Annotated in this window: 23 protein-coding genes; 17 read left to right on the top strand and 6 right to left on the bottom strand. The window is 38.8% G+C overall.

The features are described 5' to 3' along the window. Nucleotides 1-108: 108 nt before the first annotated feature. The 12 genes from T504_RS0108615 (at nt 109) to T504_RS0108560 (ending at nt 13,140) form a co-directional block, all read left to right on the top strand. A complete protein-coding gene (locus T504_RS0108615) occupies nt 109-1,065 on the top strand; it encodes a glycosyltransferase family 2 protein (protein ID WP_051635293.1) in 957 nt (318 codons plus the stop codon). Beyond that, nucleotides 1,047-2,006 carry a DUF6625 family protein gene (locus T504_RS0108610; protein ID WP_033170697.1) on the top strand — a complete coding sequence of 320 codons (960 nt, stop codon included), beginning with the start codon at nt 1,047-1,049 and terminating at the stop codon, nt 2,004-2,006. Before T504_RS0108615 ends, T504_RS0108610 begins: the two co-directional genes overlap by 19 nt. Nucleotides 2,007-2,033: 27 nt before the next feature. Beyond that, nucleotides 2,034-3,077: an EpsG family protein gene (locus tag T504_RS0108605; protein ID WP_033170670.1), complete on the top strand. Its 1,044-nt coding sequence runs from the start codon at nt 2,034-2,036 to the stop codon at nt 3,075-3,077. 11 nt (nt 3,078-3,088) lie between these two features. Next, nucleotides 3,089-3,835, top strand: coding sequence for a PIG-L deacetylase family protein (locus T504_RS0108600; RefSeq protein WP_033170669.1), 747 nt, complete (start codon nt 3,089-3,091; stop codon nt 3,833-3,835). Further along, the gene (locus T504_RS0108595; RefSeq protein ID WP_033170668.1) at nt 3,822-5,342 is read left to right on the top strand and encodes an MATE family efflux transporter; all 1,521 of its coding nucleotides are present in this window, start codon (nt 3,822-3,824) and stop codon (nt 5,340-5,342) included. Before T504_RS0108600 ends, T504_RS0108595 begins: the two co-directional genes overlap by 14 nt. After that, the gene (locus T504_RS0108590; protein WP_051635291.1) at nt 5,342-6,559 is read left to right on the top strand and encodes a Coenzyme F420 hydrogenase/dehydrogenase, beta subunit C-terminal domain; all 1,218 of its coding nucleotides are present in this window, start codon (nt 5,342-5,344) and stop codon (nt 6,557-6,559) included. Before T504_RS0108595 ends, T504_RS0108590 begins: the two co-directional genes overlap by 1 nt. Continuing rightward, a complete protein-coding gene (locus T504_RS0108585) occupies nt 6,559-7,665 on the top strand; it encodes a polysaccharide pyruvyl transferase family protein (RefSeq protein WP_033170667.1) in 1,107 nt (368 codons plus the stop codon). Before T504_RS0108590 ends, T504_RS0108585 begins: the two co-directional genes overlap by 1 nt. A gap of 49 nt (nt 7,666-7,714) precedes the next feature. Continuing rightward, nucleotides 7,715-8,878 (top strand): glycosyltransferase, encoded by a 1,164-nt coding sequence (locus tag T504_RS0108580; protein ID WP_033170666.1) that lies wholly within the window; start codon nt 7,715-7,717, stop codon nt 8,876-8,878. A gap of 3 nt (nt 8,879-8,881) precedes the next feature. Beyond that, a complete protein-coding gene (locus T504_RS0108575) occupies nt 8,882-10,042 on the top strand; it encodes a hypothetical protein (protein WP_033170665.1) in 1,161 nt (386 codons plus the stop codon). Nucleotides 10,043-10,080: 38 nt separating this feature from the next. Then, nucleotides 10,081-11,028, top strand: coding sequence for a GNAT family N-acetyltransferase (locus T504_RS0108570; RefSeq protein ID WP_197018700.1), 948 nt, complete (start codon nt 10,081-10,083; stop codon nt 11,026-11,028). Between the two features lie 13 nt (nt 11,029-11,041). Continuing rightward, nucleotides 11,042-12,076, top strand: coding sequence for a GHMP family kinase ATP-binding protein (locus tag T504_RS0108565; protein WP_033170663.1), 1,035 nt, complete (start codon nt 11,042-11,044; stop codon nt 12,074-12,076). Between the two features lie 131 nt (nt 12,077-12,207). Beyond that, entirely contained in the window at nt 12,208-13,140 is a 933-nt protein-coding gene (locus T504_RS0108560) for an NAD-dependent epimerase/dehydratase family protein (RefSeq protein ID WP_033170662.1), read from the top strand. Nucleotides 13,141-13,862: 722 nt separating this feature from the next. Here T504_RS0108560 and T504_RS14230 read toward each other — a convergent pair. The 4 genes from T504_RS14230 to T504_RS13905 form a co-directional block, all read right to left on the bottom strand. After that, entirely contained in the window at nt 13,863-14,465 is a 603-nt protein-coding gene (locus tag T504_RS14230; protein WP_072022723.1) for an RNA polymerase sigma factor, read from the bottom strand. A gap of 291 nt (nt 14,466-14,756) precedes the next feature. Continuing rightward, entirely contained in the window at nt 14,757-15,632 is an 876-nt protein-coding gene (locus T504_RS0108550; RefSeq protein WP_051635290.1) for an Rpn family recombination-promoting nuclease/putative transposase, read from the bottom strand. 307 nt (nt 15,633-15,939) lie between these two features. Then, nucleotides 15,940-16,767, bottom strand: a complete 828-nt coding sequence (locus T504_RS0108545; protein WP_033170660.1) for an Rpn family recombination-promoting nuclease/putative transposase — start codon at nt 16,765-16,767, stop codon at nt 15,940-15,942. A gap of 220 nt (nt 16,768-16,987) precedes the next feature. Then, entirely contained in the window at nt 16,988-17,320 is a 333-nt protein-coding gene (locus T504_RS13905; RefSeq protein WP_051635289.1) for a helix-turn-helix domain-containing protein, read from the bottom strand. Between the two features lie 149 nt (nt 17,321-17,469). Between T504_RS13905 and T504_RS13900 the strand changes: the two genes are divergently transcribed. Continuing rightward, the gene (locus T504_RS13900; RefSeq protein ID WP_156033506.1) at nt 17,470-17,886 is read left to right on the top strand and encodes a hypothetical protein; all 417 of its coding nucleotides are present in this window, start codon (nt 17,470-17,472) and stop codon (nt 17,884-17,886) included. Between the two features lie 101 nt (nt 17,887-17,987). Here the strand turns inward: T504_RS13900 and T504_RS0108530 are convergent, their stop codons facing one another. Continuing rightward, complete coding sequence (locus T504_RS0108530) at nt 17,988-18,851, bottom strand: Rpn family recombination-promoting nuclease/putative transposase (protein ID WP_033170659.1); 864 nt, start codon at nt 18,849-18,851, stop codon at nt 17,988-17,990. Between the two features lie 298 nt (nt 18,852-19,149). Here T504_RS0108530 and rpiB point away from each other — a divergent pair, with 298 nt between their 5' ends. From rpiB to ychF, 4 genes are all read left to right on the top strand, one after another. Then, nucleotides 19,150-19,593, top strand: coding sequence for a ribose 5-phosphate isomerase B (gene rpiB, locus T504_RS0108525; protein WP_033170658.1), 444 nt, complete (start codon nt 19,150-19,152; stop codon nt 19,591-19,593). A gap of 80 nt (nt 19,594-19,673) precedes the next feature. Then, nucleotides 19,674-20,921: a serine hydroxymethyltransferase gene (gene glyA, locus T504_RS0108520; RefSeq protein WP_033170657.1), complete on the top strand. Its 1,248-nt coding sequence runs from the start codon at nt 19,674-19,676 to the stop codon at nt 20,919-20,921. Nucleotides 20,922-20,952: 31 nt separating this feature from the next. Beyond that, nucleotides 20,953-21,591 (top strand): uracil phosphoribosyltransferase, encoded by a 639-nt coding sequence (gene upp / locus T504_RS0108515; RefSeq protein ID WP_033170656.1) that lies wholly within the window; start codon nt 20,953-20,955, stop codon nt 21,589-21,591. Between the two features lie 22 nt (nt 21,592-21,613). Then, complete coding sequence (gene ychF / locus T504_RS0108510; protein WP_033170655.1) at nt 21,614-22,720, top strand: redox-regulated ATPase YchF; 1,107 nt, start codon at nt 21,614-21,616, stop codon at nt 22,718-22,720. A gap of 228 nt (nt 22,721-22,948) precedes the next feature. Here the strand turns inward: ychF and T504_RS0108505 are convergent. After that, the coding region (locus T504_RS0108505; RefSeq protein WP_033170654.1) for an IS3 family transposase at nt 22,949-23,208 on the bottom strand (260 nt) is incomplete at its 5' end.

The raw sequence follows: 23,208 nt of genomic DNA, 5'->3' as shown, positions 1-23,208 counted from the left end.
ATAAGTAGATGCTGGAAAAGAATGAAGGAAAAATTGGGAAATGGTAGAAAAGTGTTTTAAATATTTCATCTAGGATATATCAAGATATATGAGCAAAAAGGTGATTATATGATGTTTAGCATTATCGTTCCAGTATATAATGTAGCTGGATATCTGCAGCAATGCGTTAGCAGTATTGAACAACAGGAATATAAAAATTATGAAATAATACTTGTTGATGATGGGTCGACGGATAATTCTTCCGGCATATGTGATATGTTGAAAGAAAAAAATAGTGCTATAAAAGTGATACATAAAAAAAATGGTGGTTTGTCAGATGCGAGAAATATTGGAACTAAGCAGGCTGTGGGAGAATATGTAATATACCTTGATTCAGACGATTATTGGAATGATAATACATTTTTAAAAAAAATATATTCCTTACTTTGTAAACATCGTTCAGATTTGGTTGTGTTTGGATATAAGAAGGTACTAGGAAACAAAGATGTACTAAAATATGTTCCACATTCCAAAAGCGAGACTGTTGAAGAACTTGTAGTGGCAGGAGAATTTAATATTTGTGCGTGGGATAAAGTGGTAAAAAGAGAGGTGTTAGAAAAAAATAATATTTATTTTAGGAAAGATGTATATAGCGAAGATATGGAGTGGTGTGCACTTCTTTTTAAGGCTGTCAAAAAAGTTAGTGTTTTATCAGAGACGCCATATTCGTATCGGCAAAGGAATGGTAGTATAACTAAGAATATATCGGAAAAAAATATTATTGATATAAGAGAAAATTTTAAAAAGTGTTTGCAAATAAAAAGGGAAATGCCAAAGGAAAAAAGCTCAGTGTTTGAATATTACTTGGCAAAAAATATATCAATGTTTATGATTGCTTTATCACAGTTGGAAAAAGAAAAATGGTCGAATTATTTCGAATTTGTGGCACATAATATTAAGTTTTTAAAAAAATTCACGAGAAAAAGAGAATTAATTATGTATATAGCAACAAAAACAATTGGTATAACAGTTACGGAAAAGTTGCTTTCATGTATGGCGAGGAAAAAATGGCAAATAAAACAATAAATATTATTATTCCTTATTTTGGTAATTTTCCTAATTACTATCAATTGTTTCTCGATTCGTGTGCTTGTAATAGTACTATTGATTGGACAATAATTAGTGATAATGATGCGGAGTATGATTTTCCGCCAAATGTGAAAAGAGTAAAGATGTCTTTTGCAGATGTCAAGCGTTTAATAGATAATAAATTTAATTTCAAGGCAACTGTAAATTCTGTACACAAACTTTGTGAATATAAGCCTGCTTATGGATATATTTTTAATGACATAGTTAGAGGATATGATTACTGGGGATATGGTGATTTGGATTTAATATATGGTGATATGAGGTCGTTTTTAACAGATGATATTTTATCTTATGATAAGGTGTTCACATTGGGACACCTTAGTTTGATTCGCAACACGGATGAATTAAATAGATTGTTCATGAAAAATATTAATGATAAGCAATTGTACAAAGAAGCTTTTTTGAGTGATTCAAACTTTAATTTTGATGAGGAATTTATGGGAAAAGATAACATAAATACTATTTTTAGAAAGTATGGATATAGTGTTTGGGATAAAAGTTTTGCAGCAGATATATATACTAAATCAAATGGTTTTAAACTGGATTTAGGTGATGGGAAAATAGAAAATATAAAGGATTCTTTATTCATATGGAATAATGGACAACTTGTGAGATTCTTTGCGAAAGGGAAAGAAATAAAAAGAGAATATTTTTTATATATTCATCTTCAAAAAAGGAAGATGAATGTTAGAGTAAATCATAGTAAAACAGTATATAAAATCATACCAAATGTGTTTGATGATTTAGAAGTTGACTTTGATTCAGTAGAAGAGGATTTTAGCAATATAAAAAAGAAGAAGTTCAATAATCAATATATCAGCATTCGTTACAGAAATCTTAAGGACAAGGTTAAGAATTATATAAAAGTAAAGAGATGAGATCTTGTTAGGTTGGGAGAAAAGTAAATGCAGTTATTGTTTTTGATAACTTTGTTTGGATTTCTATTCGCTAAATGTAAGATAGTCGCGTGGGTAGAAATAGTAGCGATGTCACTGCTTTATGGAGGATATAATGGCACGACGGATTTACCTAATTATATATGGCAATATGAAAACGAGTGGATGATAGATATTTCATTACAAAAACTATATTCATTTATGAGTATATGCTTTCATAATTTTGGAATAAGCTTTGAGTTGTATCATGTGACGATTACAGCAATTTCGCTGATGTTGATATGCTATATATCGTCAAAGCTGACAGACCAAATAGCGTATGTCTTGAGCATGATATCTGTATTTGTATATATAGAGAATGGCTGGCAACTTAAAACGATGATGGCAACATGCGTTATTGTTGTGGCATTGTACTGGTTTTATAAAAGAATATATAATTGTAAGAAAAATACTATAAAAAAATACATAAATATAATAATTTTTTTAGTGCTGATTATTGTAGCGGCGCAGTTTCATTTTTTATCAGTGTTTTTTGTGTTGTTTTTATTTATTACTTTTATAAAAGGACATTTTATAAGAGTAATAATGATAGATGTTTGTATGTTTGTGTTTTCTGGAATGCTACTATTTAAAGTATCTAGTTACATTCCGATGGTTAGTACTTACGAATCGCCGATAAATTTATCTGTATTTATAGTGACTGGATTATGGCAAATATTGGGATATTTTATATTGTTCTATAGCAAAGATGATGTTGAGACAAGGGGGGGGACGTATGAATTTTTTGTAAAGGATGGGACTTTGGTTCTTATGCTCCTTATTCCATTTTATTTCTATACAAATGTTGCAACTAGGATATATAAGATATGGCTTATTTTTATGATTATATATGCAACTAAGCTTTATAGAAAGCAGTTGATTTTGGGGCAAAGAAGATTGTTGTTTGATATGTATATACTTGGTTCAAGTATATTTTGGTACTATATTGTACCTTTGATGCAGGGGAGAGAATCATTGATTATTGATTTAATGAACAATAATTGCTTTTTTTGAGGATAGAGAAAATGATCTTTAATAATGATTTTTATAATAAATGTTTGTTGGTCATAATACCACATCCTGATGATGATTTGTTAGGAACGGGTGGTTTGTTAGTAAAGTACGGAGAGAATGTAGACACGATTTGCGTAAGTTCGTCAGGAATACCATCTATAGATGGTAGAGTGTCTGCAGAAGAACGTAATAGAATGAGAATTAATGAATGGTATGAAGTTATGAAACTGCTGAAAGTGAACAATACCTATATTAATTCCACATATGGAGATGATTTTCCATTTATTGCTCAGTTGAATGAGTCTATGGAAAAAATAATTGATAAAATAGATTTAAGTAAATATGACTATATTTTCATTCCAGGTTTTTTAGAAAATCATGAAGAGCATAGGTGGGTGACTTATACGTTTACTAATGCTCTGTTAAAAAAGAAACATAAAAAGTCTCTTAAAATTGCACTGTATGAAGTGTGGGCCTTATTGCCAAGAGTTACGGATTATCTTGATATAAGTTCAGAAATGGATAAAATATTGGATTTGTTTAAAATCTATAAAAGTCAGCTTGATTACGTAGATTATGACAAAAGATTGGAAGGATTGGCAAGATATAGGGGGTTAATGGCATCTAGAGTTGCATATGCAGAAGCATATGTCGTGATATCTATATTTAAATACCGATTAATTAGACTGGTGTTCGGAATTGCAATTAAGTTTAAGAAATTGATAAGGATAATAAGGGGGAAAAGTGGAAAATACTGACTCCTCAAAAAAAATAGCTAAAAATACGATTTTGCTATATACACGGCAGGTTGTAGTGCTGTTCTTAAATTTATATATAGTGAGACAGGTGCTTTATGTGCTTGGTGAAACTGATTATGGCGTATATACAGTGGTTGCAGGTATTGTAACAATGTTTAGCATATTTAGTGGAGCACTTTCTGGGGCCTGTCAAAGATTTTTTAGTTATGACCTAGGTAAAAAAGAATATGCGAGTTTAAGTTGTAATTTTTCGGCAGTAATAATAATTCACTTAATCGCTTGTGTTATTATTTTTTTATTAACTGAGTCAGTTGGATTATGGTATGTATTAAATGAACTTAGCATTCCAGATGGTCGATATAATGCGGCAATATTGGTGTATCAAAGTTCAATTATCGTTCTTGTTATGACAATCGCAATTACACCGTATATTGCGATTGTTCTTGCGAACGAAGATATGCATATTTTTGCAATCATTTCAGTTATTGAAGCTGGATTTAAATTTTTATCTATAACTATTGTTTCGTTTTGTCCTGGCGATCGATTGATTATGTATAGCGCATCATTTGTTATTGTAGAATTATTTGTTGTTGCAGCTTACTATTATACACGAAAGAAGAAATACAAGAGAATTAAATTTGTTAGAAATTACAATGGAAATAATTTTAGGGAAATATTATCATTTGTCGGATGGAATATGTTTGGGGCATCGATTTATCCTTTGAAAAATCAGGGGATAAATGTCATTTATAATCAGATTTTTGGCACGGGGATTATTCCAGGAAGAGGGGTTGCTGCATCAGTTAATTCAGCGGTGACTAGTTTTTACACTAACTTTAGCAATGCAATAAAACCACAAATAGTTAAAAGATATGCTGCTGATGGTATCGATGGAGTAAAAAATATTGTATATGCTAGTTCTAAAGTGACCTATTTTCTGATGTTTGCAATTATGTTTCCTTTTATAGCAGAGATGGATACAATTTTGTGGTTATGGTTAGGCTATGTACCACAGTATGCAATTGTTTTTTCCCAATTGTCGTTGGTCGAAACATTGATTTATTCTATTTCCGATTCGTTATCTTCATTGATAGATGCAACAGGCAAAATAAAAAAGTATCAGTTGGCTGTAGGCGGGGTTCAATTATGTAATTTGCCTCTTACAACTATTTTGGTACATTATGTTGACAATCCTATATTAGCGTATGTTATAGCAATTTTTCTAGCTATAATAAGTACACTAGTAGGGGTTACTATCGTATCGGAGCTTACTGGACTTCAAACAAAGGAGTTTATTTTTAGAGTAATTATTAGATTAGTTTCTGCAAGCATTATACCAATAGTATTAATAATTATCATTAAGTATTTATGGATAATAAAAGGATGGATGATAATTCCTACATATCTTGTGCTAGAGGTTATATTGGTGATTGTTTTCTATGTTGTGTGTTTTAATAGAAGGGAAAAAGATTTTTTAAGAGGTTTTCTTAGGTTTAATAGAGGGTAATGATGAAAACAGTAATAAGCGATATGGATCTTTGTACCGGGTGTGGATGCTGTGAAAACAGTTGCCCGTGTGACGCAATAAAACTATCTACCAATAGAGAGGGGTTTCTTTACCCTTCGATAGATTTAGGTCTGTGTGTAGATTGTGGGATTTGCACTATTAAATGCCCCAATACTATTGATGATAATAAGAGTAACAACAAAAATGATTTTATTAAACTTTATTCAGCGTATTTAGAAAATGATACTATTCGATTAAAGTCATCTAGTGGGGGGGTATTTTATTCGATAGCAGAATACGTAATCGAGAAAGGCGGTGTTGTATTTGGCGCTGAATTTGATAGTAATTTTAATGTTCGACACGGCTATACAGATAAAATAGATGATATTAAAAGATTCCAGACAAGTAAATATGTTCAAAGCTATGTTGGGGATAATTATAAAAGATGTAAATCTTTTCTAGAAGAAGGGAAAATTGTTTTCTTCACAGGTACCACCTGTCAAATTGAAGGGTTATATTCTTTTCTAGGAAAAAAATATTCTAATCTAGTAACAGCGGATTTGATTTGTTCTGGCAACACATCTAGTGGATTATGGAAGTTGTATGTAAAATATGTGGAGAAAAAGTATAATTCAAGTGTTCAATCAGTAAACTTTAGAGACAAAAAATATGGATGGGATAGATTTTCGTTAAAAATATCTTTTGACACTGGTGCGATTTATCGAAGAATTTTTCCAAATGATTCATGGGCATATTTCTTTTTGAATCATTATGCTATGAGAAAATGCTGTTATAAGTGTAGATATAAAGGTATAGAACATAAAGCTGATTTTACTTTGGGGGATTTTTGGGGCGTTAGAGAAAGATTTTTTGAATTGTACGGTAAAAGATATGATGATAAAGGTTTATCTTTTGTTTTGGTAAATACTGAAAAAGCTTCTAGAATTTTTGGGAGACTAAATAAATTGAATTATTGTATTTTGCCGATAAATACGGTTAAGGAATATAATACTACGATTGATAATTCAGCAAAAGAACCTATTGATAGAGCAGAATTTTACGAAGACTTTTCAAAAGGGGACTTTAGTTTATTAGAGAAAAAATATGTCAGAATATCAACTTGGAAGAAATGTAATTTTTTATATGATTTTTATTGGAGAAATCGTATTTATTTTGGCGATTTATATAGGAAGATAATGAAAAAGGTGAGATGTTAATGAAAATTGGTATTTTGACATTATGGAAGACTGAGTTTAATTATGGTGCGACTTTGCAATGCTATGCTTTACAAGAATATTTAAGAAAGAAAGGACATGAACCATATTTAATTCGATATAGCAATAAGAAAACTAAACGAAGTTTAAAAAGATTTTCTGTGGGTAAGGCAATTAATTTAATTCGTGCTTACTATGCTGCGTTTAAGAAAAGGAAAATTGTTGATTTACCACGAAATTTTGAACAGTTTCGTTGTAAGTATATTGATATGTCTGAAGATGAATATGTGGGATATGAAAGCTTGAAAACAAAACCTCCTGAAGCTGATATGTATATAGTGGGGTCTGATCAAGTATGGAATTTTTATAAAACTCCTATTGAATGTAGTAAAGATCCTATACATGCATATTTTTTGGATTTTGGAAATAAAGAAATAAAAAGAGTTTCATATGCTGCGAGTTGGGATAAAAAATATCTTTTAGAATGTCATATAGCCGAAATAAAGCCTTTGCTAAAAAAATTTGATTACGTATCAGTCAGAGAAAAAAGTGGCATTGAAGCATGCGAGATATGTGGATGTAAAAATGCAGAGTGGGTAGTTGATCCAACACTCTTGTTGTCAGCAGATGAATATAGAAAAATATATAATGAGAATCCGATAAGGAATGTTTCTGAAAAATATGTTTTGCTATATATGGTTTTGACTCAAAAAAAAGTATTTGATATAGACTATATATATGAGTTTGCTAAAAAAAGAAATTTAAAGGTGATATATGTAGCTGAAGATAAAACAGATGATAAATATAAAAAATATTATCCAACAATTCCTGAATGGTTGTATTTAATAGATAATGCAGAATATGTTGTAACCAATTCATTTCATGGAACAGTGTTTTCTTTGATTTTTAATAAAAAATATGTAACAATACCACTAGAGGGGTATTCGAAGGCGACGAATAAAAGAATAGAAAGTTTATGTGAAATATTCAAAACAAAACCGAGGTTCGTAAATGATAAAAAACTTGAAATTTTAGATTTAAGTTATGAAGCTGAGTATGAATATAGTGGGAGTGGCTTTGATAAATTTGTTGATAGTTGTGTAAAATAACGAGGTAGCGATTATAATGGTATAGTGTTTAGGGGAGAAGGCATTAGTAGTGAAAATATTATATTTATTACGATATTGGCCGGTGTTTGGTGGAGGCGAAACAGTAACAAGGACGCTTGCAAATGAACTATGCATAAGAGGATATGAAGTTGGTGTAGTATATTTGTGGGACAGGACTAATGATAATGAAATATACTTGAAAGATACTATAAAAAATATAAAAATTAATAATATAAATAATGTTAAAGATGGAACGATTCCTAAGAGTGAATACAAAAGATTAACGATAGGATTGAAAGAAGCAATTTTATCGTTCTCTCCAGATATTATTATTAATCAGTGGCTACCAAGTGAATTGGTATGGAAGGCTACGAAAGGTATGGAGGTAAAGGTGATAAAATGTCATCATAGTATTATTAAATATGTGCCTCATATTACTACCATTAAACAAAAAATTTTCTATTTTTTGTTTGGGAGCAAGGCTGGTTGGTTGAGAGTATATCCAGAATTGAGAAGAGACTATATTTATTCGGATAAATGGATTTTTTTGAGTGAGTCGTCTAAAGAAGAGGCAAAGTGTTTGATAAAAACAGCAAAGGAAAACAAACTAGGTGTAATTACTAATCCTTTGCCATATTGCGTTGATGAAAAAATAATTGATGTTTCGAAAAAAAATAAAGAAGTTGTCTTCGTCGGACGAGTTGTTCAGTTGAAGCGATTAGGATACTTGTTAGAGGCATGGAAGTTAATTGAAGATAAAATACCAGATTGGACCTTTAAGATAATTGGTGATGGCGATTATCTTGAACAGGAGAAAATAAAGGCAGCGAATTTAAAAGTTAAAAATGTTAAATTCTTGGGATATCAAGACCCAAAGCAATATTTAATTGATGGCTCTTTTCTTTTGATGGCATCAAATCAAGAAGGTTTTGGGATGGTGATTATTGAAGCCCAGCACTGTGGTTGCGTTCCAATAGTAGTGGATAGTTATTCTACAGTACATGATATTATCGATGATGGAATTAATGGTATTTTGGTGGAAAATAATAATGTACAGCGATATGCTGATGTGTTGCTTAACGCAATTGCAGATGATTCAGCAAGACAGAAGATGGCTTTGAAGGCTATAGAAGATAGTGGCAAATATTCAGTTGTAGAGATATGTAATCAGTGGGAAGAATTGTTTAAATCAATTAAGACAAAACGGAGATAAAGAATGGCTTTTTCGGATAAGATATTATTCATTTCATTATATGAGCCTAATAAATATGGTGGTAGAGTTGGTGGAACCGTTATACTTATCAATGATATTTTAAGTGCAGTGGATTCCAATTATGACGTTGATTTAATTGTCTATAAGAAAGATGATATTGAATCGGATTTACCTCAAAATGTGAAATTTAGGCCTTGGAGTTCAATTGCTCGGAAAGATGCAAAATGGAGTCTTAAATCAAAGTTACCTAAAGGATTATATAAGGATTATTCGTCGTATTTTATTGATGCAGAAGGCTATTCAAAAATTGTTTTTTACCCTTATTTTTGTTCGCTGTTTAACTTGGAAAATGCGAAGGGTACAATTTACACTATAGGGATGGATAGTGGCCCTATGCTTTATTTAAGAGGTTACTTAAACCATAAAAATGTTAAGAATAAACTTTTTTGCTTATATGAGTACTTTCAAGCGCTTTCTATAGATAAAAAGGCAGCTTCTGTTTCTCAGAAAGTTTTTTGCGTTGGTGAAACGGATGCTGCTTATTATAGATGCGCATATTCTTCGGATGCAAGGTTCGTACATCATCCAGTAACATCGTTGATTGATAGCTATACTCCGATTAAATGGGAATATAATCAAAAGTTAAAGTTGTGTTTTCCTGGAGGAATGACTGAGTTTTATACAAAGGGCCTTGCTGAAAAGATAATTGATTTAATAGGTAATGAATCAAATTATTTTAAGGACAAAATAGAAATATCTTTTTTGGGTCAGGTTAAGTATTCGGCACTTAAAAACAGTTTGGCAAAGGTAACGCGTTTAGGAATATCGGTTAATTATACTGAATTTGCTAAAAACTTCGAGGAATATTTATCGAATCAACATTTAATATTGTTACCTTTGGTTGTTGGCGTTGGAACAAAGAATAAAACATTGTCATCCCTTGGAATGGGACTGGATATGATAGGAACGCCGATTGCGATGGAGAACGTGTATGGAGTAAGGGATATACACGTTGCAAAAGATGCTTTTGAATTTTTATGGAAAATAAAAAAACGTATTGAACAAAGGAAACTATTCGGTTTGTCAAGTGATGAAATAGATGAATTTAAAAAATATCATTCGGTAAGCAATTGGAGAACATCGTTTTGGGGTGAACTAAATTGATTATGCACTTGTGTAAAAATATCTACAATGGGGTGACAATGCATGAAAGGCGGGAGAATTTTGACAAAAAACAAGTAATAGTATGTAAAGACGGGTTTGATGAGGTAGAACCTAATTTTATTTACAATCGATGTGATTTAATGAATGATTGTAAGGTACAATTATTAAAATATTTTCCGAATCAATTATATATTACATTAAAAATAAAAAAGAATATCGGAACCTTATGCGTATGGGGGATGAAGTTGTCATATTCGGATGTTAAATTTTTGATTGACTATGTGCTAAAGAATTATGCGGGCATAGATAAAGTTGAAGTTATGCGAGTGTGTGCAGATGAAACATATCCTTCAAAGTATTTTAAGAATGATTTCCATATTGATTTGCCAAATAAAATCGAGGATTTAGAACGTCGATTATCAAAAAAAGGACGATATAATATAAGACGCGAAAAAAGAATTGTGATGGATGATTTTGGGACATATTCTTTTCGACATATTAAATCTAATGATAGACAAGCATCTGCTATTACGGAAAAGTTTTTCGAGTTAAAACAGAAAAATATGGGTTCTGATTATAGAATGGATGCTGAATCATATTTAAGGAATTGGTATGTTACAGATATTTATTGTCTGTCTTTTGGTGGTAGAATAGCAGCAATTATTATGTCGTGTGAACAATGTGATAGTGTTTATTTAGAGAATCTCACCTATGATGATGTTTTTGCAAATTATTCACCAGGGCAAATTGCTTATGATTTGTATTTGAAGGAATTAATAAAAAGGGGGAAAAAACAAATTTTTTTACTCGGTGGTAATTATGAATACAAAAAACGTTATGGATCTATAGAAAAAACGGTTGCGGAGTTTTCAGTGATAAGAAATAGTGTGAAAAGTTATGTGAAAATTTATGAAAAGGAACTATTGATTAGATGCTTTAATGTGATCCCTAAAAGTGTACAAGCTTATATATCGCACAAATTATAAGAGGTGAGCTATAATGATTATTACAAAAACTCCTTTTCGGATGTCTTTTTTCGGTGGTGGAACAGATATAGAAAGTTTTTTTAGGGAGCACGGGGGAGCTGTTTTATCAACAACTTTTGACAAGTATTGCTATGTTAATGTCCGCCATCTTCCTCGGTTCTTTGATTATTCAACAGAATTAGCATACTCGAAGATGGAACGTGTAACGGATGTTAAAGAAATCAACCATCCAGCAATTCGTAATGCAATGAAAATGCTGGATATGCACGAAATCCGATTAACTTATGAAGCCGATCTACCAGCGAGATCTGGTCTTGGTACTAGCTCTTCTTTTGCCGTGGGAATGCTCAATGCTTTTCACTGCCTTAAAGGCAAGTATACATGTAAAAAGAAGCTGGCAGATGAGGCAATATATCTTGAACGTGAACTGTGTCAAGAAGCTGGTGGATGGCAGGATCAAATTGCAGCTAGTTTTGGCGGAATGAATCGTATTGAGTTCAATAGAAATGGGACGTATGATGTAAAACCTATCATCATTCATCCTGATAGAAAACGAAAATTGAATGAAAATCTTTTAATGTTTTTTACGGGATTTACTCGTTTTAGCTCAGAAATGCAGAAGGCTAATGCTGATGGATATGCTGATAAAATTAAGCAGTTACAACAGATGTATGATCTTGTGGATGAAGCGGAAAAGGTGCTTGAGGATAAACATTGTAATCTAGATGATTTTGGAAGGCTTCTTGATAATACGTGGAGACTTAAAAGGCAGACTGGTGGGGCGATTACAACAGATTGCATAGATGGTTTATATGAAAGAGGGAAAAAGGCTGGTGCGTTAGGAGGTAAACTGCTCGGTGCAGGTGGAGGCGGATTCCTAGTATTCTATGTGCAGCCGGAGAAGAAAGCGGCTGTTATGGAGGCTATGAGAGATTTGTTGTACGTTCCATTTACTTTTGAAGATAGTGGAACCCAAGTAATTCATTATGCGCCGGAAATGTATGAGCCAAAAAAAATGGCTGGTAGTTTTGTGGCTAAAGCTATATGACAGGTAACGACTTTTTTAATATAAGACATAATTATGAATCTTTGCTAGAATTGTTATTGTGTTGCGCGTATGAAATCATTTCGCTATATTTTGAATGGATAAGATGTTTTGTTTGATGAGGAAGATCACGTATGAAAGTATTTCTGACTGGTGGAGCAGGTTTTATTGGCTCACATTTAGTGCGTCAGTTATTGCAAGTGGATCATCGAGTATTTGTGATGGATAATGTTAGTTCTGGGGCATGGCGGCATTTGCCTGCAAGGGGAAATGCTTGTACTTGCTGGCAGATGGATATCCGAGAGGCATCAGTAAAGGCGAAAATCTGTAAGGAAAAATTTGATGTCATTGTACATTTAGCAGCACAGACTATGGTAGATGCCTCGATAAAGGATCCGATTTTTGATGCATCGGAAAATATTATGGGGACGCTTAATGTGTTAGAGGTAGCGCGGCAATGTGGTGCACGGGTGATTTTTGCATCGACAGCGGCTGCGTATGGTGATGTGGTGGATACGGATTTACCAGTGCTCGAGACACATGAGTTGCGGCCACAGTCCTTTTATGGACTTACAAAAGTCGGCGTGGAGAAATATCTTGATTTGTATCACGAATTGTATGGACTGGATTATGTCGTTTGTCGTTTTGCCAATGTTTACGGTGAGCGTCAGGGCGACAGCGGTGAAGGTGGCGTTATTAGCATTTTTGCGAAACGCATCGTAAATGGTCAGGATATCACGATTTATGGTGATGGTAAGCAGACGCGTGATTTTGTGTATGCGGGAGATATTGCTCGCGGTATTTGTAAGGCGATGACTACGGAAAATGTGAATACCGTATATAATCTTAGTACTCAAACAGAGACGACTTTATTGGATTTGGTGAAGGTCATGCGTGAAGTTTCAGGCCGCGATATTGTCACGCATTTTGGACCGCAACGTGAGGGCGATATTTACCGCTCAATGCTTTCAAATCAAAAAGCAATTAACGGACTTGGATGGATGCCGGAAATAACGTTGCGGGAAGGTTTGAAGCGAACGTTGGAATATTTTGAGCAAAATAAATGATGAAGAAAATGTGCTTTAAAAGTAATATGAGGGTAACCGCAAAATAATACAGTGTATTTAAAATGAGTCTCACTTATGAGATACTTGACTAAAATGACTTGCATGAAAAAGCCAGAAAAGTCATTTTAGCCATATTTCACACAGGGAGGCCTTATTTTTGATAAAAATTCAACAGATCAAACATCACAAGTCCATGGAATATTGGAAGAAGGTTGTCATGGCTCAGCAACAAATGCTCTGCCCCAAGGCCTCAGCCAGGAAGAGGCAGATGCGTCCATCAGTGGACAGGCCATAAAGAGAATCAATGAATTGTTTGCTCTGGAGAAAGAGCTGACAGATAATGCAAATAAAACTTTGAGGATAATCGCTGATGCGATTATCCTCGTTTTCATTCTGGGACATACTGGATGGTTTTGCGGTTACCGTGGAGATGCAGTGCCCACGACTCTTTGGGGTGTATGATCCGTTTATATTTGTGGTAATAGTGTCTTCTTTGTTTCCTCAGGAAGGTTGAGGATATCCATGGCTTCTTGGACACTGAGGTTTTGTGCGGCCATTAGGTTGCGAATGGCTAAGAGCAATCCCACGGTGTGGTCTTCACTGCGGCCTCCAGTCCGGCCATCGTCGTGAACTTCTTATATTTTCATTTCATTGTGCTGTTATATCATATGGCAAACATAATTCTATAGGGCGGCGTGTATACATATATTGGTAGGAGCTTTTTATTCGATTGCAAGTTTTGGCTGGCAGATGGCTTGGCGGAGGTGTTTCAGGAGGCGCTGTTTTGCTTTGGTTATGCTTTGGTGGGTGATGTGGAGGAGGCTGGCGATTTGCTTTTGAGGGATTTCGTAGAGATAGATTAGGGAGAGGAGTCGTTTTTCGGCGGGGGTTAGCAGGTGGATGGCTTGGCGGAGGAGTTCACGGTGGCAGATTTTCTCTTCGTGGCTTTGGCTGCTTTCGGTGTCTTCGTAGACATCCCAGAAGTTTATATCTTCGGTGGCGGTTTGGTCTGGGTGAATGGTGCGGGATAGGTAGCGGCGCTGGCGTTTGAATTCGGTGTAGAGGGTGCCGCGGACTTGGCGCTGGAGATAGGCGGCGAAGTGGATGCCGCGGGTGGCGTCATAGCTTTTGATGGCTTCGTAGAAGGCAAGCCGAGCGATGCCGGGGGCTTCGTCACTGAGGTTCATGGCAGCAAGGTGGCGCTGACGGGATTCTTTGATGAGGAGGCCTTCGTAGTGATGGTAGAGGATGGCGGTGGCTTTTTCGTCTCCGGATGCGGCTTGGGCGATGAGGTTGTCTTCGTCGGTTTTGTTCATGTTGTTCATAGGAACATCTCCTTTCGTTTGCTTTTAGTATAGGTTAGAGATGCATTTTGGTCGAAAGTATGTTTGATGGTAAAAGCAAAGTGTGTGGGAATGTTTCCTGTGCGCGTACATATTCTGTGAGAGGTTTCTGATGGGTTTGGCGAAGGATCGCTAAAAGCCTTATGGCGTGTGAATATCCAAATGGATTGTGAGATTGCTGTTGATGAAGCAAATAAAAACCAGGTCTGTGCAATCGGTAAAAGCCGATGGCACGAACCTGGTTTTGTGTGTAGTTATTGCGGTAAGTTGATTTTAAAGCGTTTTAGCGAGCTCGGCGATACGTTCAGCGGAAAGATGTGTGTATTTCATGATTAATTGGATGTCCATGTTGTCGCGCAACATATCAAGAGCAGTTTGTTCCTGATTTTTGCGTTCGCCCTCGGCGCGTGCTTTTTCCTGGTCGGAGTTGTAGTCCATGATGGCCATTTCACGATTGATGTAGCGGCGGCGTTCTTCGGTATTGTTTAGGAAAATACGAGCGGCTTGCATGGCGCTTTTGATAGCAGTATCACTCATGGATAACTCCTCCTTTTCTTTATCGTCTAGTTGGTTGGCAAAGTATGCCAGCCAGCGTTCCATTTTGGTCATTTCGGCGATAGGTTTTTTGGCGTATTTGGGAATTTCAAGAAAATGAAATGTCAAATCCTTGTTGAGCCGATCGCCGGTTTCTGGGTTGTAGATGCTCCACATAGAGTAGGGATTGTCTTGTGGAAGCAGCTTAAACTTTAAGATATTAATTGTAATCGATGGCTTGAGGTCGCGGTAGTGTTTGCCTGCGGGCAGTGTCATTAGGTACAGCTGTGCCCAATAGTAGAGTGTTCGCCGTTCCATGTCTTTATGATTTACGACTTGGACTTCGACGTCAACTTGTTCTGACGTGTCAAGAACGCAAGTTACATCGAGGCGGGTTAGCTTGTCCGTTTCGTTTTCAGGGGACATCTCGGTTTGGGTAAAGGAGATATCCTGAATAGGATGCTGTAAATCCTGCTCAAGAATAGCATTTAGGAAATTGATGGTGATTTGTTTGCGTTCTTCTTTACCAAAGATGAACTTGAACAGAACGTCGTTCATTGGATTGTAGTTCCGTTCACTGAGGTCAGAGAAGAGCTGTTCGTGCTGTTCCGTCATTATAGACACCCTCTTTCTTTATTATAACGCCGTTATTTCGGTTTTGCCAACGGCAAAAACTTTCTTGTTTTTGTTAGAGTGGTGATATAGACTGGTTTTGGACTAACGACCAAGAACTGGTGTTTCTAAAAGTATTATATCATAAACAGAACATAAATTCTATAAAATAGGATGTATACATAGCACTGCGGGGGAAATGGATTGTGAGATTGCTGTTGATGAAGCAAATAAAAACCAGGTCCGTGCAATCGGTAAAAGCCGATGGCACGAACCTGGTTTTGTGTGTAGTTATTGCGGTAAGTTGATTTTAAAGCGTCTTAGCGAGCTCGGCGATACGTTCGGCAGAAAGATGGGTGTATTTCATAATCAACTGAATATCCATATTGTCGCGTAGCATATCAAGGGCGGTTTGTTCCTGATTTTTGCGTTCGCCTTCAGCTCGGCCTTCAGCTCGGCCCTCAGCTCGGCCATCGTCGTGAGCTTCCTGCATTTTCATTTCGTAGGTCATGTAACTCACCCTTTCTTCGTGGTTGGTTTTCGTTTCATTAATATAGGAGTCGATTTCTTTGATGAAGTCATCGGCTATGGGCAGGCCGTTCATGTAGTCTAGAAAGGCTTTTACATCTGGGGCTACGTCATTGGCGGTGCCCTGACTGCTGAGGAAGATTTTGGTAGCGCCGTCGTTTAGTTCGAGGCTCGTATCTTCACAGCATAGATTGCGGAATGTGTAGATATGGCGGTCTTTGTCAAAAAGCGGGAATGGACAGAGAAAGATGATTATGGATGAACGCAGTTCCTTATAGAGTGCGCCTCTGGCCAGTGAATCTATGTCAATCATAGATTGGTAGTAGCGGCTGCGGGATGCTAGTTTCTGGTCGCCGTAGTCGCGAACCTGCATTTCGATGTCGTAGATGGTATCATCACCTTCGACATAAACATCGAGCCGTATGCCTTTGCTGTCGTACTTGAATTTGAAGGATTTCTCTTCCTCGAGGTATTTGATCTCCTTGATTTTGATGTTGAGGATTCGTTCGATTAGACGTTTACAAAATCGCTTGTGCCGCATGACCAATTTGAACATGTAGTCATCGGTGATGGTGAGCTCTTCCCAAGGTTTGATTTTGTAACCGGACATAATGGAGCACTCCTTTCTTATATTATAACATGAAGAATGTAGGTGGGGTATTAGTATTACACACGAACTTATGTTCTTAATGTTATTATATCACATGGAGAACGTAAATTCTATAAAAGAAGATGTATACATATCGTATCTGTTGTGATTGCGTGAAGAAGCAAGAAGGAGGCTCTACTGTGGTTAGTAGAGCCTCCTTCTTGCTTCGATAAATGATTATTTACTCGCCATCTTTGCTGTATGGTTCAAGTAGTTTGTTAATCGCAACGGTGATATTATCTGGGGCACGGCGATAGGCCTTTATAAGTTCTTGCTCCTCAGGGCGCAACTTAATTGAAGAGATGGGGCCTTCGCGCCCTAGCAGGTATTCTATGGACACACCAAAAAAGTTTGCAAAATCTGCTAGAGAATGGGTCTCGGGGATCCGTTTGTTGTTTTCGAATTGAGAGATTGCTGCAGGAGTATATTTTTTGCCATAGTTTAAATTGAATTGCTCAATCAGTTCTTCTTGTGTAAGGCCGATTTTTTTGCGAAGTTCTTTAAAACGGGACATGGTAATCACTCCTTGTGTAAATAAGTATATATGGATAGAAATGGAAAAAAAATGTTGTTTTAGCTAAGAATGATGCTTGATAAATTAACTGATACGGTATAAAATAATCTGGTGAAATATTAACTTAAACGAAAAGAGGTAGTTTTATTATGAGTTGTCATGATATTGGTCGAGGAGTCGATGCTATAATGGCTAAGGTGCTTGAAATGTATGATGATGGAAAGATTTCCCAAGAGGCAGCATTGGAAATGGTAGCAGTCTTTCCGAGGGCGGTGCATTGGTGCGATGGAAATGAATATGAGGCACAGGATACTTTAACGAACACACATTGTGCGGCTTGTCTGCATAAATACAAGGATGGGGAAAAGTTTGTATGCTACGATGAAGTGGACATAAGAAGTGAAGATTTTGTGAATGGAAAAAGGAATACCTGGGATTGGTGGGAATCAATTATGGAGAAGAATGGATATAATGGCAGGTCGGTATGCCAAGTTTGCTTCAAAAAATATTTTTCTGAGGCAATTACGGAAGATGGAATGAAGCATGTTTTGGATAGTATAGGATAAAAATAGCGCGTTGCTAGCCTGTTGGCTAGTGACGTTATGTAAAAGAAAAAGCCGTGGGGATATAGCGCCCCACGGCTTTGTTGATTTTGTCGGTATTTTATTTAGAGTTTTTTTGCAAGCTCGGCAATGCGGTCGGCAGAAAGATGCGTGTATTTCATGATTAATTGAATGTCCATGTTGTCGCGCAACATATCACGGGCGGTTTGTTCCTGATTTTTGCGTTCGCCTTCCGCACGGCCTTCCGCGCGGCCTTCCGCACGTCCCTCGGCGCGTCCCTCGGCGCGTCCCTCAGCACGGCCGTCGTCGTGAGCTTCTTGCATTTTCATTTCGTATGTCATGTAACTCACCCTTTCTTCGTGGTTGGTTTTGGTTTCCGTGATGCAATCGTCGATTTCTTTGATGAAGTCATCGGCTACAGGGAGGCCATTCATGTAGTCAAGAAAGGCTTTTACCTCTGGAGCTATATCGCTGGCGGTGCCTTGACTGCTGAGGAAGATTTTGGTAGCGCCGTCGTTTAGCTCAAGGGTCGTATCTTCGCAGCACAGATTACGGAATGTATAGATGTGACGATCTTTGTGGAAAAGTGGGAATGGACAGAGGAAGATGATTATTGATGAACGCAGTTCTTTGTAGAGTGCGCCTCTGGCCAGTGAATCCATATCAATCATGGACTGGTAGTAGCGGCTGCGGGAGGCGAGCTCTTGGTCGCCGTAGTCGCGGACCTGCATTTCGATGTCGTAGATTGTATCATCGCCTTCGACATAAACGTCGAGCCGGATGCCTTTGCTGTCGTATTTGAACTTGAAGGATTTTTCCTCTTCGAGGTAGTTGATTTCCCTGATTTTGATGTTGAGGATTCGTTCAATCAGACGTTTACAAAATCGCTTGTGCCGCATGACCAATTTGAACATGTAGTCATCCGTAATGGTAAGTTCTTCCCAAGGTTTGATTTTGTAACCAGACATATCGGGCACTCCTTTCTTATATTATAACATGAATGATATTGAGAGGATATTGGCATTATGCACAAACTAATGTTCCTGACTTTATTATATCACAAAGAGAACATGAATTCTATATAAGGGGATGTATACACATTGTGCGTTGTGCCTTAGAAAATATTTTTTCGATAAGTAATAATAGGCGTCTTTTTTGTATGGGTAAAGGCGCTTATTTCGCCACGGAAAAATTCTTGGACTTCTATTTTTTTCGTTTGGCTTATGATACAATAAAGATTAGTATGTATGAAAGGTGGAATGGAGCATGAAAATCACCATTGGCAGCGATCATGGTGCTGTCCAGCTGAAAGAAGAGGTCAAAATGGTGCTCAAGGAATACGGCGATATCGAAGTTACGGATGTCGGTACGTTTGGCACGGAATCGGTTGACTATCCGGATATTGCAGAGAAGATCTGTGCCGATGTCGTTTCGGGCAAGGCTGACCGCGGTATTGCGCTCTGTGGTACGGGTATCGGCATTTCTATTGCCTGCAACAAGGTGAAGGGAATCCGCTGTGCGCTTTGTAATGATGTTTATTCGGCTAAGATGTCCCGTCAGCATAACAATGCCAATGTGTTGGCTATGGGCGGCCGTGTTGTTGGCTTCGGCCCGGCTGGCGAAATCGTTCGCGCCTGGGTGGAAGGCGAGTTCGAGGGCGGCCGTCATGAGCGCCGGGTAAATAAAATCATGGCAATCGAGCAGAAGTAATCCTGTATTTGCCGCTATACTGTAAAATTTAATGAAGCAAGTGTCCGCATTCATCATCTGTTTTGTAGGAGGTTCTCCCTATGAGTCTTATGGAAACACTGAAGAAGTCTGACCCCGAAATCGCTGCACAGCTCGATCGTGAGCTGAACCGCCAGCGTACGAAGCTGGAGCTTATCGCATCGGAAAATATCGTGAGCAAGGCCGTTCTGGAAGCCCAGGGCAGTGTGCTGACGAATAAGTATGCGGAAGGGTATCCTGGTAAACGTTACTATGGCGGCTGCGAATTCGTGGATGAGGTGGAAACGCTGGCCATTGAACGTGCGAAAAAGCTCTTTGGGGCGGCTTATGCCAATGTGCAGCCGCATTCGGGGGCGCAGGCCAATATGGCGGTGTTCTTTGCTCTGCTGCAGCCAGGGGATACGGTCATGGGAATGAATCTGACGGATGGCGGCCATTTGACGCATGGCAGTCCGGTCAATATGTCTGGCAAGTATTTCAACATTGTTCCGTATGGTGTTACGAAGGAGACCGAGACGATTGATTATGATGCCTTGGAGAAACAGGCAGAGGAATGCAAGCCAAAGCTGATTGTGGCAGGTGCTTCTGCCTATGCGCGCGTCATTGATTTCCCGCGTCTTTCCGAGATCGCAAAGAAGGTCGGCGCCTATCTGATGGTGGATATTGCGCATATTGCTGGACTCGTCGCTGCTGGGGAGCATCCAAATCCGGTTCCCTATGCTGATGTGGTTACGACGACAACCCATAAGACTTTGCGAGGCCCGCGCGGAGGGATGATCCTTTGCCGCGATGCCGAGTTTGGCAAGCAGTTCAATAAGGCGGTGTTCCCTGGTATCCAGGGCGGCCCGCTGATGCATGTCATCGCTGCCAAGGCTGTCGCACTGGGCGAGGCCCTGCGTCCGGAGTTCAAGGAGTATGCAAAGCAGCTCAAGAAGAATGCCAAGGCACTGGCCGATAGTTTGATGAAGAATGGTTTTCGTATTGTCTCGGGCGGTACGGACAACCACCTGATGCTTGTTGACCTTACGAGCAAGGGCATTACGGGCAAAGAGGCCCAGTTTGTGCTCGACGAGGTCAATATCACCGCCAACCGCAACACGATACCTTTCGAGCCGCTCTCCCCGTTCGTCACGAGTGGTATCCGTTTGGGCTCGCCGGCCCTTACGACCCGTGGATTTAAAGAGGATGATATGATAGAAGTAGGCAACATCATAGCAATGGTCCTTTCGAATCCGCAGGATGAAGCCACGAAAGAGGAGGCACGCAAGCGCGTAGCTGCCCTCTGCGAAAAATACCCGCTTTATGAGTAAAGCTTTATGAGTAAAAAGGAGAAGAAAGAAAATGTCTGAAGATATGAAAGTCACCGTAATCGACCACCCGCTGATTCAGCACAAGCTGACGCTGATGCGCCAGAAGGACACGGGAACGAAGGATTTCCGTGAGCTTTTGGAAGAGATTGCTATGCTCATGGCGTACGAGATTACCCGCGATTTCCCGCTGAAGGAAATCGAGATTGAGACGCCGGTCGCAAAATGCAAGGCCAAGGTTCTCGAGGGCAAGAAGGTGGGCGTAGTTCCCATCCTGCGTGCAGGTCTGGGCATGTTAAATGGTGTGGTCAACATGATTCCGGCAGCTCGTGTCGGTCATGTCGGCATGTATCGCGATCCGAAGACGCTCAAACCGGTAGAGTATTATTGTAAACTGCCGAATGATGTCGAGGAGCGTACGCTTATCGTCGTTGACCCGATGCTCGCAACGGGCGGCAGTGCGTCGGCAGCCCTTTCCCTGCTCAAGGAAAAAGGTGCGAAGTCTTTGATTCTCATGTGCCTCGTAGCTGCACCGGAAGGCATCAAGGTCATCAACGAAGATCATCCGGATGTACCGCTCTACGTTGCGGCCATCGACGAGAAGCTCAACGAAAAGGGCTATATCGTACCGGGGCTGGGCGATGCTGGCGACCGTATCTTCGGCACGCTTTGATTGATTTAAAGGAGTAAGTATTTTGAGTAATTTAGAAGTAGGTATTGTCGGCCTGCCAAATGTCGGCAAGAGTACGCTTTTTAATGCGATTACGAAGGCTGGCGCTGAGGCGGCCAACTTTCCGTTTTGCACGATTGAGCCGAATGTCGGCGTTGTAGCGGTTCCGGATGAGCGCCTCAAGGTGCTCCACGAGCTCTATGATTCCAAGAAAACGACGCCGGCATCGGTTCGTTTTGTGGATATTGCCGGTCTCGTAAAAGGCGCATCGAAAGGTGAGGGCCTCGGCAATAAATTCTTGGAGCACATCCGTCAGGTCGATGCAGTCGCTCATGTTGTCCGTTGCTTTGAAGACCCGAATATCACGCATGTTGAGGGGGGAATCGACCCGTTGCGCGATATCGACATCATCCAGACGGAGCTTTGCCTCGCTGACCTTGAGGTCGTGGAGAAGCGCATCATGAAGGTGGCGAAATTGGCGAAATCCGGTGCCAAGGAAGCCCGCGTCGAGGATGAAATCCTGCGTCGTATCAAGGAAGCTCTGGATGAGGCGAAACCGGCCCGTCAGGTTGATTTGAGCGACGATGACCTCGAGGTCATTAAGGATATGAATCTCATCACGCTGAAACCGACGCTTTATGTCACGAATGTGGCTGAAGATGAAGTGGCAACGGCTTTCGAGGAAAATGCGTATGTGCAGAAGGTTAAGGAATTCGCGGCTCAGGAGGGCGCAGAGGTAGTTGCTATCTCGGCGAAAGTTGAGTCGGAAATTGCTGAACTCGACGAAGAAGAGGCGAAAGCATTCCTCGAAGATCTCGGCGAGACGGAGAGTGGTCTTGACCGTTTGATTAAGGCGGCCTTTGACCTTTTGGGACTGCAGACGTTCCTGACGGCTGGCCCGGATGAATGCCGTGCTTGGACGATCGTCAAAGGAACGACGGCACCGAAAGCCGCTGGCAAAATCCACACGGATTTCGAGCGTGGCTTTATCCGTGCCGAGATTGTCAACTACGACGATCTCGTAGCGAACGGCAGCGTCGCCGCAGCCCGTGAAAAAGGACAGGTACGTGTTGAGGGTAAGGATTACGTCATGCAGGATGGCGATGTCGTAAACTTCCGCTTTAATGTATAAAATTTAATCATAGTCAAGGGGCTGGTGCATGTTTTGAGCATGTGAACCAGCCTCTTTGGGTTAGCTTGTGTTTTCGTAGTAGGGAAGTTATTATATAACAAAGGAACGTGGATTTCTTAGTTTTGCAGGAGTGAAGCTAATTTATGTAGGAAAAAAGCGCTGTTTTTTGTAGTGACCCCATAAAGTTAGACCTTACCGGTAGTAGCAATTATTTGCGGCTACCGGTTTTTATGCTGCGGCATGACGTAAACGATAATCTACTGGGCTGAGCCACCCCAGCTTGGCTTTGATTCTGTGCTTATTGTAGTATGTGATGTAATGCCGTATAGCTCGTTCAAGTTCTTCGAAGCTGTGATAGGTATGCCCATAATAGATTTCCTGTTTTAGCAGGCCAAAGAAATTTTCCATCACGCTATTATCCAGACAGGTGCCTTTGCGAGACATACTTTGAAAAATTCGTTCTTCCTTTAATCGGCCTACATAGCTGC

This window comes from Selenomonas sp. ND2010, from assembly GCF_000702005.1.
In the GTDB taxonomy this organism is placed as follows: domain Bacteria; phylum Bacillota; class Negativicutes; order Selenomonadales; family Selenomonadaceae; genus Selenomonas_A.
The sequence above is the reverse complement of the archived record's forward strand: the minus strand, read 5'-3'. Positions and strand labels throughout refer to the sequence as shown.

Excerpts from the sequence above, each read along its gene's own strand:
- T504_RS0108575 (WP_033170665.1), top strand. The coding sequence starts at position 8,882 with ATGGCTTTTTCGGATAAGATATTATTCATTTCATTATATGAGCCTAAT.
- rpiB (WP_033170658.1), top strand. The coding sequence starts at position 19,150 with ATGAAAATCACCATTGGCAGCGATCATGGTGCTGTCCAGCTGAAAGAA.
- T504_RS0108560 (WP_033170662.1), top strand. The coding sequence starts at position 12,208 with ATGAAAGTATTTCTGACTGGTGGAGCAGGTTTTATTGGCTCACATTTA.
- T504_RS0108565 (WP_033170663.1), top strand. The coding sequence starts at position 11,042 with ATGATTATTACAAAAACTCCTTTTCGGATGTCTTTTTTCGGTGGTGGA.
- glyA (WP_033170657.1), top strand. The coding sequence starts at position 19,674 with ATGAGTCTTATGGAAACACTGAAGAAGTCTGACCCCGAAATCGCTGCA.
- T504_RS0108585 (WP_033170667.1), top strand. The coding sequence starts at position 6,559 with ATGAAAATTGGTATTTTGACATTATGGAAGACTGAGTTTAATTATGGT.
- upp (WP_033170656.1), top strand. The coding sequence starts at position 20,953 with ATGTCTGAAGATATGAAAGTCACCGTAATCGACCACCCGCTGATTCAG.
- T504_RS0108545 (WP_033170660.1), bottom strand. The coding sequence starts at position 16,767 with ATGTCCGGTTACAAAATCAAACCTTGGGAAGAGCTCACCATCACCGAT.
- T504_RS0108615 (WP_051635293.1), top strand. The coding sequence starts at position 109 with ATGATGTTTAGCATTATCGTTCCAGTATATAATGTAGCTGGATATCTG.
- T504_RS0108610 (WP_033170697.1), top strand. The coding sequence starts at position 1,047 with ATGGCAAATAAAACAATAAATATTATTATTCCTTATTTTGGTAATTTT.
- T504_RS13905 (WP_051635289.1), bottom strand. The coding sequence starts at position 17,320 with ATGTCCCGTTTTAAAGAACTTCGCAAAAAAATCGGCCTTACACAAGAA.
- T504_RS0108550 (WP_051635290.1), bottom strand. The coding sequence starts at position 15,632 with ATGACGGAACAGCACGAACAGCTCTTCTCTGACCTCAGTGAACGGAAC.
- T504_RS0108570 (WP_197018700.1), top strand. The coding sequence starts at position 10,081 with ATGCATGAAAGGCGGGAGAATTTTGACAAAAAACAAGTAATAGTATGT.
- T504_RS14230 (WP_072022723.1), bottom strand. The coding sequence starts at position 14,465 with ATGAACAACATGAACAAAACCGACGAAGACAACCTCATCGCCCAAGCC.
- T504_RS0108530 (WP_033170659.1), bottom strand. The coding sequence starts at position 18,851 with ATGTCTGGTTACAAAATCAAACCTTGGGAAGAACTTACCATTACGGAT.
- T504_RS0108590 (WP_051635291.1), top strand. The coding sequence starts at position 5,342 with ATGATGAAAACAGTAATAAGCGATATGGATCTTTGTACCGGGTGTGGA.
- T504_RS0108600 (WP_033170669.1), top strand. The coding sequence starts at position 3,089 with ATGATCTTTAATAATGATTTTTATAATAAATGTTTGTTGGTCATAATA.
- T504_RS13900 (WP_156033506.1), top strand. The coding sequence starts at position 17,470 with ATGAGTTGTCATGATATTGGTCGAGGAGTCGATGCTATAATGGCTAAG.
- T504_RS0108605 (WP_033170670.1), top strand. The coding sequence starts at position 2,034 with ATGCAGTTATTGTTTTTGATAACTTTGTTTGGATTTCTATTCGCTAAA.